Below are 14,121 nucleotides of genomic sequence, written 5' to 3' on the forward strand. Positions count from 1 at the left end.
TGAAGATTAAAAACTTAAGTTAACACCCAACGCCACAGTCCTGGGAATCGGATATGGGCTGACATCCACACCTTCTCTCAAACCGTTAAGCCCATTGAGACTGGCCTCCGGATTTGCACCTTTATATTTGGTCAGAATAAATGCCTGCTGTACACTAATGAAGATACGGGCCTTACTTACGTATTTAGTCAATGCAGGAAAAGTGTAGCCCAGCGTCACATTTTTAAGCGTTAAATAAGAGGCATCAAGCACTAGTCTGTCCTGATTGCTCCTCGGAAAAGAGGTAGTACCAGATAGCGAGCGCCCAACAATTCCTGCACCCGGATTTTCTTCTGAGCGCCATCTGTCTTTCATGTATTTTTCAACATTGAAGATCCCTTCCAGTGTTTCCGACCATTCGGCAAGTGAATAGTACATTTTGCCCCCATATGATCCCGAGAAGACCAGATTCAGATCAAAACTTTTGTAAGTGAGGCTATTGTTGATACCGAATAAAAACTTTGGACTTGGATTACCGATGTACGTCCTGTCCAAGCTATTGATGACACCGTCAGCATTTAAATCTTTCATCCGCATTGTCCCGATCTGCGATGTGCTGTGCTTGGGCTGAGAGTCAAATTCGGATTTAGTCATATAAATCCCGTCAAATACGTAACCATAGAACTGGCCCATTGGATTTCCCACTTCCGTTTTCCATATATCAGAAGAATATTCACCAATTCCTCCGATGGGCGTATTGTTGGTGCCCAGCTTGATTACTTTATTGCGGTTTATTGAAATGTTAAAGTCGGTACTCCATTTCAGATCGCCCACGAGGTTTTTGGTTGTAACACCTGCTTCATACCCCCAAAAATGGAATTCCCCGATATTATCCTGAATGTTCGAAAATCCCGCGCCATTTGGAATATCAACCTGATAAAGCATATTTTTTGTGCTTTTGTTGTAATAATCCAGGGTTAGGGAAATCCGGTCTTTAAAGAGCCCGATATCCAGCCCGACATCCATTCCACGCGTTGTTTCCCAGGTAAGCAGCGAATTACCAATAGAAGAAGGGCTTCGTCCCTGTACCAATGCGCCGCCAAAGACATAATTGGTTGAATTGATGTTACCAAACTGGCTGTAATTACCAATGTTGAAGTTACCCGCATCTCCAAATTCAGTCCTTAATTTCAAATAACTGACCGATCTCCATCTTTGGGCAAAACCTTCGTCGGAAATAATCCATCCTGCTGATATGGAAGGAAATGCACCCCAACGGTTGTCAGAACCGAAGCGGGAAGAACCGTCCCTGCGTATTGATGCGGAAAGCAGATATTTACCTTTAAAATTGTAATTCAAGCGGCTATACAATGATAACAACGACCATTCTGTGGCATTACTGCTTCCACTTTTGAGCGCTGCGGCATCGATCCAGCTTACCGCATCATCCGGAAAACTGGTGCCGGTAAGGGTATTGTTTTCCTGTCTGAACAACTGGGCCGAGTAGCCGACCAGAGCTTCAACCGTATGATCTCCGCCAAAGGTTTTGGCGTAGTTGAGCGTGTTCTCGGTTAACCAGGATGTATACTGATTTGTCTGATAGGAACCAGTTGCGAGTTTGGGTGCATTAGCAAAGATTGTTCCGACTGTTGATGGGCTGAAAATACGCTGCTTTCTGTTTTCAATGTCAATAGAAACCGAGCTTTTGAACCTGAAATCTTTGAGGAACTCTACTTGTGCATAAGCACTGCTGAGTAGTCTGGTTGCGTTTGTGACATTTTTAGTTTCTTCCAAGGAACGTTTCCAGTTTGGAAAAGTAAACAAGCCGGGTCCTGTAAAACTCAATTTTCGCGAGCCATCGGGATTAGTATCATCCGGAGAAAAAATGGATGGCGTAATAACAGCTGCATAAATCAGGCTATAAAAATTGTCCGAGTCCGGATTATTGCTTGTTTGGTAAGTTGGCGCGATGTTGATCCCTACTTTTATCGCTTTGTTAACCTTATATTCATTATTTGACCTGAGAGAGAAACGCTGAAAATCTGTGTTGATAATTGAGCCCTTCTCTTTATAATACCCCAGGGTTGTTGCAGTGCTGAAATTATCCTTATTCGATAGCAACGTCAGGTTATAACTGTTTTGCCCAGCCGGCTGCAAAAGCTCTTCGTACCAATCCGTGTCGGGGCCGGAATATGCTTCCGGATTCTGATAAAGCTCCGGTATGCCACCTGTCCAGCCCTCATATTTTATTTTATCTTCAAATATGGCTTTTCTGTCAGCCAGGAATTCTTTTGCATTCATCAGCTTGGCCCTTCCCCGCTGCGGCACCCTCGCGACACCGTAAGTAGCGCTGAACTGTATGGAGGTCTTTCCAGGCTTAGCTTGCTTGGTGGTGATAAGTACCACTCCGTTTGCTGCCCGGGATCCGTACAAAGCCGCGGCCGATGCTCCTTTCAGTATGGAAAAGCTTTCAATTTCATTGGGGTTAATATTATTAATTCCTCCCACAATAGGAAAACCATCAACGACGTACAGGGGATTGTTACCTGCATTAATTGAAGCTGCTCCCCGGATACGTATGGCAATGCCTGCACCAGGAACACCTGTCGACTGATTGATCTGCACCCCCGCCACTCTTCCCTGAAGCTTTTGTGCAAATTGCCCTACCGGCTGATCTTCCAGTTGCGCCGCCTGTATTGTAGCTATCGAGCCGGTAACTTCTCTCTGTTTTTGGGTTCCGTAGCCCACGACAATAATTTCTTCAAGCGCTCTATCTTCTGGTTTAAGACTAATGGAAATACTGGTTTTGTCACCGACTGCAATTTCCTGGCTTTGATAACCCACAAAACTGAAAACGAGTATCGCATTTTCGTCGGGAACCTGAATGGAATATTGCCCGTCGGTATCGGTTGTACTACCTGTCTGAGTTCCTTTCAGAATCACGTTTACACCAGCAAGAACCAGCCCTTTCTCATCGGTAACCTTACCAGTTGTTATACGTTCAATCGCATTTACAGACTGAATTATGTCGGGTTGCGGGCCTTTATCAATGAGATTGCTTTCTGCCCGGCTGGTTGATAATACCACTTTTCTGCCCACCAGTTCATACTCCACTTTCAGAGGAAGCAGCAGATCGGCTAAGACCTGCGCCAACGTCGTATTGTTCTGATGAACAGATACTTTTCTCGACGATTCAATCACCTGCGAGCTATATACAAATCTGACGTCTGTTGACTTTTCAATGTCGGCAAACACTTTCTTAATCTCCCTATTTTCTGCGTTTAGGCTAAGGCGTTTATCCAGATATTGCTGCGCGTTGGAGGTATGGGCGTATGAAACACCTACTATCAATATCATGAATAAACATTGGGTCAGAGAAAATTTCATGAGTTCGAAGCCAAATTGTCGGGTAGCATTTATTTTCATAGTTTTGTTAAAGGTTAAAGGTTCTGTTACAGAATTTTCTGAATGGTTACTTTGGCGAGCGGTCATTCAGTTTCTTTGCCTTCGGCAATAGTTCGCTATTGCCGATTTTTTTTATTTTTTTCAGGTCATTTTGTTAAAGTTTTAGGGTAAATCGGGATTTATAAACTGCTGCATCCACTTCCGTTAATGGCAATTTGTCCATCTACAATCTCATAAGTTGCGCTCACCGTCTTGCACAGCAGATCGAGCTTTTCAAATAATGTTTCTCTGGAGAAAGTTGCTGTGATCCTACATCCCTGAAAGCTTTGCTCATCAAACTGGATTGGGATACCATACCCTTTCTCTAATTCTCTTATGATTACAGGCAGAGGTACTTCATCGTAATAAAAATTTACGCTCTTGTTATCCTTGTTTACCAGTATTGGATTGGCTACCAATGTTTTAGATATCTGATGTTTATCTTTTTCAAAAAAAGCGGCCTGGTTAGCCGTGAGTATGACACCGTTTTTCTCCATCGCATTTGCAGAAATCGAGGGTTTGGTTGAGTACACCGACACCTTGCCTGATTGTACCTGAACACTTATTTTTTGGTCGTGATCAAAAGATCTTACTACGAATCTGGTCCCCATTACTTTCGTGACCATTTCTCCCGTGTAGACCATAAACGGCGACGACCTATGCGTCACAGAAAAACTTGCTTCTCCATGGAGGTAAACTTTCCGGTCGCTGCCAGAAAAAACGGATGGATAGCTAAGAGAACTTTGCGGACTTAAAACAACGATTGAGTTATCATTCAGGACTACTCGCAATGGTTTATCCGTATCATTTTTTGCCTGCGCAAGACTGTTTTGCATAACCTCAGAGATTGAGTTCTCAAAATTCCCATCCTCAATGGGAAGCAAATACCAGGTTAATCCTATAATAAATACGATAACCGCAGCTATGGCGGAAGCTCTCATTAGATTTGGGAAAGACAACATTGTCTTTGTGAAAACTTTCACCTCGGAATTCACAATCTTCATGTTGCGCGCGCTGTGTAAAAATTGCTCTACCTCCAACCTTATTTCCCTCTTACCTACTTTGTCGGTATGAACCTGCGCGGTGCGGATAATCTGTTCGGCTTGTTTCATAACCTCTGCCTTGTCTGGAAAACGCTTCGCATAAGACGGCCAAAAGTCATTGCTATCGCTGCGTCCTTGCACCCAATCAATAAAATCCTGGTCATCTACAAAATCTTCCAATGTGTAAGACATATAATTTTTCATATCGAATTCTTGAAAGCTTTATAAGTAACTGCTAGAATATATTTAGGATCGCACCGAAAAATAGAAGCATCAACATAGTTACCGGCCAGTTTTTGCGAAAATTATTGATAGACTTTTGAAAAAGGTTATAGGCGGATTGTCGTCCGAGATTCATCACATCCGCTATTTCCTCAAAATCAAGGTTCTGGTAGAACTTAAGATACAGCAATTCCTTTTGTCTGGGCGGGAGGCTATTCATGATCGTTTCCAGCTTACGGAACTGATAAACTTCCCGCTCCTCCTCGATCATCCGAAAGTCGGCCGCAAATTCTACGGAAAAGGAATAGTCCTCACTCAGGCTCGATTGAAGCTTGTTGTGTTTGTCGCAAAGTTCTCGCAACATGTGGTTTTTCAGGACCATTAAGAGATAAGCGCGAACGTTTTCAACAGAAGATGTGGTTTGTTGAACCTTCCAGAGGTTTAAAAAAACTTCCTGAATAGAATCTTTCACAAATTCTCTGTCATGATGCAACCGCATTCCCCAATGGTAGAGGTCACTATAATATACATCCAGCAGTTCACCGAGTGCATATATATTGCCTTGCCGGTAATCCTGCCAAAGCTGTTTTCCCTCCGAATTAGTAAGCCGTCTGACCATAACTCATAACATATACAAGCTTGAGCCAATAAATGGGAAAACTTACCCCTCGAAAAATGAAGAAATTTATATTTTTTACAGAAATATTAAAATATAATTGGCTGTGGCAGCGGGACAGTGGTGAAAGACTATTTCGCATTTTCCTCGAAAATTGACATTTACTTTAAAATGAAACATCTCTGTTCTGGTTTGTAGCATCTGTGTTCTTCAAACGTATACGAGACTGCTACTTTTGTTTCCGATTTGTTGGCCAGCAGATCTGAACTGTTTCTGATAACAAAAATTAAAAAGACCATGAAAATTACTTTTAAAGCATTCATTTTTCAATTCGCCCTGTTGTTTGCGTTGCAGGCCAATGCGGATGATAAAGAAACCAAAAATGCCAAATCCTTCGAATGGGTGATCTTTCCATCGAAAGACGGCAAGCTCAGGGTGAATATTAATAACCATAAGAGGGAGAGGATGTTGGTACTCATTAAATGTCAGGAAGGTGAAACCGTCCACAAAAATTATGTCGGCCGGACACGCGTTAAAACAGCGATCAATTATGACCTTTCGGAACTGAAAGACGGTGATTATAAAGTCTTAATTTACATCGGGGACAATGTAGAAATCAAAGATTTTCACATAGGCCCGGTGGCTACCTTTTTGCCGCGCCATCTGACGGTTTATTGATAATGTTGTGAATTGAAGAAACTTTTAAGAGAACGTTTTTCAAAAGAAATGAAATTACAGCCAAGAGACACATCAGATGAGGTTTTCCTTCAGCGTGCCGTCAAGCTCATTGAAGATCATTTGACCGATACTGATTTCACAGTTGAAACATTCGTATCAAAAATTGACATGGGCCGGCTTCAGGTGCATCGAAAGTTAAAAGCCCTTACCGACCAGTCTACGAGTGAATTTATCCGCTCTATCCGTTTGAAGAGAGCTGCCAGCCTTTTAGAGCAGGGCTTCGGCAATGTAACCGAAGTGATGTATGAGGTAGGATTTAACCATGCATCGTATTTTGCCACTAATTTTAAGAAGATGTTCGGTATCAACCCCAGCGATTATCGGCAGCACATGATCACTTCCTCCGGGCTAAATGCTTCGCTATCCATTGATTTTGATAGCGAAGCCTCCTACTAAAATTTTCGTATCGGCCTGACCTTTGCCTTCACGGTCCTGAAATTGTAGACCTCTTTTACAGAAACAAAATTGATATAAAAAGCCTGCTGCAAGTTCCGTTCTGAGGAAGACCAGTAAGTGGCTTCACGATCGATTTTACTAAATCCGCCGACCAAAGCCGCATTCCCTCTCAATGTTCCAAGCTCAAAAAAGGAAGGGATATACCAGTCTTTAAAGCCATTGATCTCCAATCCGTTACCCTTAAATCTGTCGCCCATTTGATTGGGACCAGTTGCCTGGACAGATATTTTCCTTGTATTTTCAATCCCATCCTCAAAAGAAGTCCCGATCATTCCATCGGCTCCCCATATCAAATACTGCGGCTGACCTTTTTCATCTGCTAAATCCTCCTTTGCGGCAATAAGCCCGTGATTTCCTGAGGGATCAATTTCAAATACTCTTCCGCCCCTAAAATCATCGCCCAATGCTAGCTTCAAGGCAATTTCGATTTCACTTTTAAATTCATTTCGCTTCGCGGAGGTAGCAATCGCCTTCAACTGATGTGATCCGGGATCCAGATCTCTGGCAGTCCACGAAATTTTATAGGGACGGGCAGCGACTGAGCCAATGCTTTTCCCATCCAGAAAAAATTCCACTGACTTAACGTCGCCCGTTGCACTCACCTCCAAGTCATAGGCTTTGTTATATGCTAAATCGGATGTTGGTACCGGGGTCACAAATGCGACCGTAATGTTCTCATCGGGAAAAGGCAAATCCTTATCGTCTTTCGAACCGGAACAGGACCAAAAGAACATCAATGCAAAAGGTAGAAAGGCGTTTTTCATAGTTCATGGCTAAGCTTCATTGGAAAATCCAGCGAAGCTGTAAAGATATTGCCAGGCAATTCTTTGCAGGAACACGTATGTTTCAAATGGCAATAAAAATGGTGTTGGGATAAAGTAATACCGATGAATAATAAATTCACGCGCAGTTATTCATCGGTTGTAGCGGTAACAGTTTAATTTTTATTTTTGTAATAATAAATAATTGATATACAATTCATTACCACGAATAAGCAACTTGGCATTCGCACTCATTCCTCAAATTCACAGTCATGCAAAGAACAAACTACCTGAAAACTGCGTGCCTTGCCGGTACGTTTGTCATTCTGTTTCTCATTGGTTGGGAATCCTATCTTCGCTCGCAGGGATTCACCTTGTCATACAACGATGATGAAAGCCTGTGGGCGAATGCCAGGAACAGGATTTATGACACATCGCCGGCTGCACCGGTCATCGTCGGTACCTCGCGTGCCAAGTTTGACATTGATCTTAAAACCTGGAAAAGCATCACCGGAAAAGTCCCGGTACAGCTGGCTATCGTAGGGACCAACCCACGCCCCGTCCTCCGCGACCTGGCGAGCGATCCTGAATTTAAAGGTACTGTGCTGGTCGATGTCCTGGAAGCGCTTTTCTTCCAACCCGATGGATCATTTATGGAAATTTCGGCCAAGAAACGGCTGGATTATTATCCGCGTTGGTCGCTTTCACAGCAAGCCGGTTTTCATATCAACCGGCAACTCGAAGACCATTTAATATTCCTGGACGAGGAACGGTTCTCGCTGAATTCGCTCTTAAAAAGGCTTCCTATCGAGAGCAGGCCGGGCGTTTTTGTATTTCCCAATTTCCCCATTGATCTGGAATATGCTTTGCCAGATGGGCAATTGACCTTTACCGACAATTTTTTGAAAGATACCACCGCCCTTCGTGAAATGACGGATGTATGGACAAAGCTAGGACTCACGAATACAAAACGAGGGATTGGCGGTGACACATTGACTCGGGTTATCCAGTCTGTCGCGAAATCAGTCAATCAAATTCGGGCGCGTGGTGGTCAGGTTATTTTTATCCGCTTCCCATCCAGCGACCCGGTTTGGAAGGCTGAACAACAGGCCTATCCCAGGGAGCTTTATTGGGAGAGGTTGTTGAAAGATACCGGCGTCACTGGCATTCACTTTAAGGATTATCCTGAGCTTTCCAAGTATGTATGCCCTGAGTGGTCGCACCTTAGTCCAGCCGATGCGCGGATTTTCACAAAAGATCTAACCAGGATTATTGAGGCCAAAACCAAATGGCCGTTACAAAATGCAGTTTCTCAGAACATTCCTTAACACCACAAGTCATGGTTTTTAACTCGTATACCTTCATCCTGTTTTTTGTGCTCCTGCTTGTGCTGCACAATCTTCCGTTCTCCTGGAAAACCAAGAAAATCAATCTTCTGGGAGCCAGTTACCTTTTCTATGCGCTTTGGAACCCGCCCTTTATCCTGCTGCTGTGGCTATCGACTGTGGTTGATTTTTACATGGCGAGATTGATTTCGGTTACGGAAGAAAAAAATCGCCGTCGGCTTTGGCTGGCGGTAAGCCTGGTGTTGAACCTGGGTATGCTGAGCTATTTCAAATACGGCGGATTTCTGCTCGAAAATTTTACCGTATTGATGAATTCAATGGGAATCGCATTCCAGGCCGCCAAACCGGACATTATTTTGCCTGTCGGAATTTCCTTCTATACGTTCGTTACATTGTCCTACACCATTGACGTATACCGGCGTAAGTTCACACCTGAAACGTCGATTTTAGATTTTGCTCTTTTCGTTACTTACTTTCCTCACCTGGTAGCCGGACCGATCGTCCGTCCGGAAGATTTGATCCCGCAATTCAAGGAACCGAAAAAAGCGACTTCCGAACAAATGATCTGGGGATTGTTCCTTTTGACACTGGGTTTGTTCCTGAAAGTGGTGATTGCAGACGGTTGGCTCTCCGAAACATCAGACCTCATTTTCAGCCTGCCATTTCCCGTCAACCCGCTCGACGCCTGGTCGGCTGTACTGGCCTTCTCGGGACAGATTTTCTGCGATTTCAGCGGTTACTCCACCTGCGCAATTGGGGTATCATTATGTCTGGGATTTAAGCTGCCCGAAAATTTCCGGTATCCCTACGCATCCATTGGCTTCTCGGATTTCTGGCGTCGCTGGCACATTACCTTGTCCACCTGGCTGCGCGACTATCTTTATATTCCGCTTGGCGGAAATCGGGTAGGTCGTTTCAGGACCTACGTTAATCTGATGATCACCATGTTATTGGGTGGCTTGTGGCACGGTGCTTCCTGGAATTTTGTGATATGGGGCGGCTTGCACGGTATATTTCTTTGCGTGGAAAGATTGTATCAAAATTGGTCAAAAAAACGGCGCAAATCCGCTGTGGTAGACGAGGTCGTATTACAGGCAACGGTGATCCCCATACGCAGCAAAAATGTATCCAACTTTATGCTCGCACTATTAACTTTTTTCCTGGTAAACGTAACCTGGGTATTCTTCCGGGCGCCCGATTTTCAAAAGGCCATGCTGATGCTGCTTTGCATGTTCGGCGTTATCACCGAAGGACCTAAGATGCTCAGCACGCCTGATATGCTCAAAGTCGCTATCGTTACGGTGGCGCTTATCATTTCGCACTGGAGTATGCGTGACCGTTCTGTGAAAGATTTATTCAAATCGCTGCCCTGGTGGTCCTCGGGAATAATATGGGCTATTATGCTGATACTAATTGTCATGACCCAGAAAAGCACTGGTTCATTTATCTATTTCCAATTTTAATTACGGAGATGTCGAAGGGCGGTGCAGTTGAAACCGCCCTTTGAACATTTATAACTGATCGGAAAAGCTGCAAGTTACTTGAACATCTTGGTAAGATCATTCAGATCGACATCGCCGTCACCATCCTTGTCCAACCCGAGCTTCGCGCCCATGCCACCGATATTTCCTCCCAATCCACCTCCCGAGGTCGCATTGCCACCTGACATGCCACCACCGGTTAATGATCCGATCAGTCCGCCCAAATCGAAACCGCCTGACCCACCTTGATTGCCTCTGTTACCCAGCTTGCTCAATACCATTGGAATCAGGGAAGCAGCAATCGACGCGGCTGTACTGCCATTAATGCCAAACTTTTGCATGATGTTTCCGGTAAAATTGTTTGAAATCTGCTGCACCGCCGGGTTACTTTCTGTCTGCCCGTTTCGCACAGATTCAAACAAACTATCTACCTGAGATGGGTCTCTAAGGTTGCTAAGACCATCCACGATGGAGGTTTGGGCCTCCTGCATAACGGCTTCGTTGTGTTCATTCGGCACAGCCTCATTTTCAACAACTGTTTGTTGTCCGTTTTGCTTTATCAGATTAAACAATTCATCAAGCATGATTTTTCAGTTTAGATTTTGAGAATTAAAATTTAAACAAACCATGCCAGGGGCAATTTGGGCCGCGTTTGGAAATTGATTTTCCACTTTTTAGACCCGTCTGTAACTGGCTTAAATGTTTTGGTGCAAATTTTCTTTTCACCCGTAAAAAAAGCTTGTAAAGGTTTCGGCTCATTTTCTAGTCTCATGGTTACATATTATATTTGGAATAAGCATTTATTGCCCTTTCCACCCTCCATAACTTCATGCAAAATCTTTTACGTCTACTTCGCCCTGGTTTTTTGACCTGTGCGCTTTTTTTTGCCCACTCCATAACTTCCAAAGCCCAGGATTGGGAACAAGTGACCAAGCTCGTGGCCCGTTATGCAAACGGCAATGCGGCATCAATTGATAATATGACATATGGAAATGCTGTCAGTGTTTCCGGCAATTATGCGGTGGTCGGCGCTGTCAATGACGGGGTTGATGAATCCGGGGGTAACCCAATGCAATCGGCCGGAAGTGCTTTTATTTTGTATAATGACGGCGGCATTTGGAAACCATTAAAAAAATTGACCGCACCTGTGCGAAGCCTTTACGGACGCTTTGGTTGCTCCGTGGCTATCAGCGGTGATTACATGATAGTCGGGGAATCTGACGAGCGGCTCGACGGATCTCCGAAGGGCTCTGCTTACATTTTTAGGAAAGATCAGGGAGGAGCAGGCAATTGGGGGTTAGTCAAAAGGCTCCACGCACGCACTCGGAGTAGTTTTGACAGCTTCGGACTAATGGTTGACATCAGCAACGATTTCGTTGTCGTGACATCGCGTTATGATGACCTGGACTCGGGCGATGGCAGTTTTCTGGATGGCTCAGGGGCCGCGTTCATTTTTCAGAAAAATCTCGGTGGCGTGGAGAATTGGGGACTGGTGAAGAAAATTACTACAAATGTAAGGGCACAATACGACTATTTCGGATATGCAGCGGCGATCGATGGGGACCAGCTGATCGTGAGTGCGCAAGGAGGAAGCGAAGCCGTTTCGGGTGGAAGCACATTGTCCTTTTCAGGAGCGGCTTACGTGTTTCGCAGGGATCAGGGTGGCAACAACAATTGGGGACAGGTGAAAAAAATTACCCCTGCAGTGCGTACTGATAACGATAATTTCGGGGTTGGTGTCGATATCTCCGGCGATCATATCATCGTTGGGGCCAGTGGCGAAGATGAAGACGCGAATGAACAGAATTCTATGAACGATGCTGGCGCCGCATATATTTTCGCAAAAGATAAAGGTGGCGCTGGTAACTGGGGACAGGCGAAAAAACTAATTTCTAATACCCGTGGATACAACGGCACGTACGGCGAGAGTGTTGGAATTGGCAAAGACATTGCAGTAGTCGGCGGCAGAAGGGAGAACATGGACGCCAAACAAGAAAACTATATGTATGAATCCGGCGCAACCTACATTTATGAGCGGAATACAGGCAGTGAAAATAATTGGGGGCTATCGGCTAAATTGTTTCCCTCCACACGCGTCCCTTCCGAAAACTTCGGCATCTGGGTAGCCCTGGACGGCAAAACTTTATTCGTTAGTTCGCTGGGCGTTGCCAGAGAACCGGGTGACCTGAGCACCGTTTCATTCCCGGGCGCTGTATTCGTTTTCAAGCAGCTTAATTCCCTGCCCGTTACCCTCGCGAGTTTTGAGGTTTCGAAGATTGAGAACCAGGCATTATTGCAATGGACTACGTCTGCGGAAACCAATACCGCTTATTTTGAAGTACAAAAAAGCCTGAATGCCAGAGATTGGAATCCGATTGGCATCATCGACGCCGCGAGGGAGAGTAACAGACCATTGCATTATACCCATTGGGACTATAACATTGGCGTCGGCAGCATTTACTACCGCCTAAAAATGATAGACCGCGCGGAGGACCACCAGGATGGAACCTTTACTTTCAGCAGCATCCGCAGCCTGCTATCAAAAGACAGGGAGGCGTTGGTTGTATTTCCGAATCCGGCAGTGAACAGGATTTTCATCAAAACCACAGATTTCAACAAGAGCTCATCCATCAAGGTCTTGAATAATGCAGGCCAAATGGTTTATGAAGCTGCCATCGCAAATGGGGAAGGCATTTCCACCGGGAATTTCTCGGCAGGCATTTACTATATTCAGCTGAGGAATGTGGACGGCTCAATAGCAACGCAGAAGATTACGGTGAATAAGTAAGCTACCTATTGCCGTCTGACTAATTTATCTCTGCAAGCACAGGTTTACTTTGCATTGCCTTCGCGGCTTCATAAGGCAAATGGTATTGTTCGTAAAACTGCTTTTTAGAATCCCTATAACTTGTTACCACGCCAATGATGCTCATGAATTTGATGTAATACCAGGCCAGGTCAATTTGATGCGGCTTGAATCCGCTCCGTGCACTTTTGGGAAATAAATGGTGGTTATTATGCCATTCGCCTGCAACAATGCCAGGCCAAAGCTGATTGACTGAACCATCCTTTTTATTGTAATCAATACCATCGCGCTGCACAGCCTCCCCTTTTCCGTGCCCTTCATAATTGAACGTCCGCACCCCGACTGCCCAGAAACCGGCCGCTCCAAATAACGTACAAGCAAGCGCATGACCGCCAACCAGATAAAAAATCAGGTACCAAAACGACCAATTCATGACCCAGGAAAAAATGGCATTGCCAGGGTTAAGATAAGACCCCCATTTGAGATATTGCCGGTAAGTATTACCTGCAACACCGGTGTGTCTCATCAGCAATTTTACCCGGTTGTATTCAGGCTCAGTCAGATTTGTCGCGATAGGCTGATGATTTACATCGGCCAGAAAACAGTACAGAAAACCAGCCTGTGCATTGTATGGATCACCGGGCTGATCGGATTTTGCGTGATGGACGTGGTGGGAAATGACGTAGATTTCCTCAGGTATCATGCTGATTGTGAGGTTCTGTGTGAAAAAGCGCCAGAATGCATTCCTGAACTTATAAGCCCCGTGTGTACAATACCGGTGGTGCCAGATGGTACCGTGCGTCCCCATGATAATCATGCTGTAAAGAAACGCCGCCCCCAACATCCAAAAGCTGAAAAATTTGAAAATAAACAGTAACAAAAATGGAACCATGCAAAGCACTTTCAGCCAGCTCATAAACGGCAGCCAGTTCTTCCGGTCTTTAAATACATTCAATCTGGAAAAAAACTCACTAAAAATTTGCCCGGCACTTGGCTTGACCAATTGGCCGGTCGAATCTTGCCATCCGTATGACGGGCGACGGAGGACAATATCAATAAATGTCATTAGCGTTATTTTAGGTGATTAGCTCGACCGGATATACAATAATTGATCCAAGCGGATGTTTTCCCAGGATCGATATATTATATCAAAGGTAAACCGATAATTTGAGGTAACGGGAGAAATGTAGGTTTGCCTCTTGAAAATCCGAAAATCGGCGACTAAAGTT

The 14,121-nt window shown here is 44.7% G+C and carries 11 protein-coding genes; 5 read left to right on the forward strand and 6 right to left on the reverse strand.

Annotated elements, in window-relative coordinates; translation table 11 throughout:
• Window positions 1–6: 6 nt before the first annotated feature.
• The 3 genes from FHS68_RS17800 to FHS68_RS17810 form a co-directional block, all read right to left on the reverse strand.
• Window positions 7–3,336, reverse strand: coding sequence for a TonB-dependent receptor (locus tag FHS68_RS17800; RefSeq protein ID WP_167272693.1), 3,330 nt, complete (start codon window positions 3,334–3,336; stop codon window positions 7–9).
• Between the two features lie 227 nt (window positions 3,337–3,563).
• Complete coding sequence (locus tag FHS68_RS17805) at window positions 3,564–4,670, reverse strand: FecR family protein (protein ID WP_167272695.1); 1,107 nt, start codon at window positions 4,668–4,670, stop codon at window positions 3,564–3,566.
• A gap of 31 nt (window positions 4,671–4,701) precedes the next feature.
• On the reverse strand, window positions 4,702–5,307 hold the full coding sequence (locus FHS68_RS17810; protein ID WP_167272697.1) for an RNA polymerase sigma factor: 606 nt from the start codon (window positions 5,305–5,307) through the stop codon (window positions 4,702–4,704).
• A 294-nt stretch (window positions 5,308–5,601) separates the two neighbouring features.
• On the opposite strand from FHS68_RS17810, the gene FHS68_RS17815 reads away from it, so the two are divergent.
• Both FHS68_RS17815 and FHS68_RS17820 read left to right on the forward strand, forming a co-directional pair.
• Window positions 5,602–5,982, forward strand: coding sequence for a hypothetical protein (locus FHS68_RS17815; RefSeq protein ID WP_167272700.1), 381 nt, complete (start codon window positions 5,602–5,604; stop codon window positions 5,980–5,982).
• A gap of 48 nt (window positions 5,983–6,030) precedes the next feature.
• Complete coding sequence (locus tag FHS68_RS17820; RefSeq protein WP_167272702.1) at window positions 6,031–6,438, forward strand: helix-turn-helix domain-containing protein; 408 nt, start codon at window positions 6,031–6,033, stop codon at window positions 6,436–6,438.
• On the opposite strand, the gene FHS68_RS17825 is transcribed toward FHS68_RS17820, so the two are convergent.
• Window positions 6,435–7,262, reverse strand: a complete 828-nt coding sequence (locus FHS68_RS17825; RefSeq protein ID WP_167272704.1) for an Ig-like domain-containing protein — start codon at window positions 7,260–7,262, stop codon at window positions 6,435–6,437. The genes FHS68_RS17820 and FHS68_RS17825 overlap by 4 nt on opposite strands.
• Window positions 7,263–7,531: 269 nt before the next feature.
• On the opposite strand from FHS68_RS17825, the gene FHS68_RS17830 reads away from it, so the two are divergent.
• Window positions 7,532–8,587 (forward strand): hypothetical protein, encoded by a 1,056-nt coding sequence (locus FHS68_RS17830; RefSeq protein WP_167272707.1) that lies wholly within the window; start codon window positions 7,532–7,534, stop codon window positions 8,585–8,587.
• Window positions 8,588–8,598: 11 nt separating this feature from the next.
• Window positions 8,599–10,068, forward strand: coding sequence for an MBOAT family O-acyltransferase (locus FHS68_RS17835; RefSeq protein ID WP_167272710.1), 1,470 nt, complete (start codon window positions 8,599–8,601; stop codon window positions 10,066–10,068).
• Window positions 10,069–10,142: 74 nt separating this feature from the next.
• Here the strand turns inward: FHS68_RS17835 and FHS68_RS17840 are convergent, their stop codons facing one another.
• Entirely contained in the window at window positions 10,143–10,670 is a 528-nt protein-coding gene (locus FHS68_RS17840) for a hypothetical protein (RefSeq protein WP_167272712.1), read from the reverse strand.
• A gap of 245 nt (window positions 10,671–10,915) precedes the next feature.
• On the opposite strand from FHS68_RS17840, the gene FHS68_RS17845 reads away from it, so the two are divergent.
• Window positions 10,916–12,874, forward strand: a complete 1,959-nt coding sequence (locus tag FHS68_RS17845) for a T9SS type A sorting domain-containing protein (protein ID WP_167272715.1) — start codon at window positions 10,916–10,918, stop codon at window positions 12,872–12,874.
• A gap of 19 nt (window positions 12,875–12,893) precedes the next feature.
• On the opposite strand, the gene FHS68_RS17850 is transcribed toward FHS68_RS17845, so the two are convergent.
• Complete coding sequence (locus FHS68_RS17850) at window positions 12,894–13,958, reverse strand: fatty acid desaturase (protein ID WP_167272717.1); 1,065 nt, start codon at window positions 13,956–13,958, stop codon at window positions 12,894–12,896.
• Window positions 13,959–14,121 lie beyond the last annotated feature (163 nt).

This window comes from Dyadobacter arcticus, from assembly GCF_011762185.1.
Taxonomy (GTDB): domain Bacteria; phylum Bacteroidota; class Bacteroidia; order Cytophagales; family Spirosomataceae; genus Dyadobacter; species Dyadobacter arcticus.

What these genes read in the sequence shown, in the direction of transcription:
- FHS68_RS17810 (WP_167272697.1), bottom strand. Translation starts at nt 5,307, where the DNA reads ATGGTCAGACGGCTTACTAATTCGGAGGGAAAACAGCTTTGGCAGGAT.
- FHS68_RS17820 (WP_167272702.1), top strand. Translation starts at nt 6,031, where the DNA reads ATGAAATTACAGCCAAGAGACACATCAGATGAGGTTTTCCTTCAGCGT.
- FHS68_RS17835 (WP_167272710.1), top strand. Translation starts at nt 8,599, where the DNA reads ATGGTTTTTAACTCGTATACCTTCATCCTGTTTTTTGTGCTCCTGCTT.
- FHS68_RS17840 (WP_167272712.1), bottom strand. Translation starts at nt 10,670, where the DNA reads ATGCTTGATGAATTGTTTAATCTGATAAAGCAAAACGGACAACAAACA.
- FHS68_RS17815 (WP_167272700.1), top strand. Translation starts at nt 5,602, where the DNA reads ATGAAAATTACTTTTAAAGCATTCATTTTTCAATTCGCCCTGTTGTTT.
- FHS68_RS17825 (WP_167272704.1), bottom strand. Translation starts at nt 7,262, where the DNA reads ATGAAAAACGCCTTTCTACCTTTTGCATTGATGTTCTTTTGGTCCTGT.
- FHS68_RS17850 (WP_167272717.1), bottom strand. Translation starts at nt 13,958, where the DNA reads ATGACATTTATTGATATTGTCCTCCGTCGCCCGTCATACGGATGGCAA.
- FHS68_RS17845 (WP_167272715.1), top strand. Translation starts at nt 10,916, where the DNA reads ATGCAAAATCTTTTACGTCTACTTCGCCCTGGTTTTTTGACCTGTGCG.
- FHS68_RS17805 (WP_167272695.1), bottom strand. Translation starts at nt 4,670, where the DNA reads ATGAAAAATTATATGTCTTACACATTGGAAGATTTTGTAGATGACCAG.
- FHS68_RS17800 (WP_167272693.1), bottom strand. Translation starts at nt 3,336, where the DNA reads ATGATATTGATAGTAGGTGTTTCATACGCCCATACCTCCAACGCGCAG.
- FHS68_RS17830 (WP_167272707.1), top strand. Translation starts at nt 7,532, where the DNA reads ATGCAAAGAACAAACTACCTGAAAACTGCGTGCCTTGCCGGTACGTTT.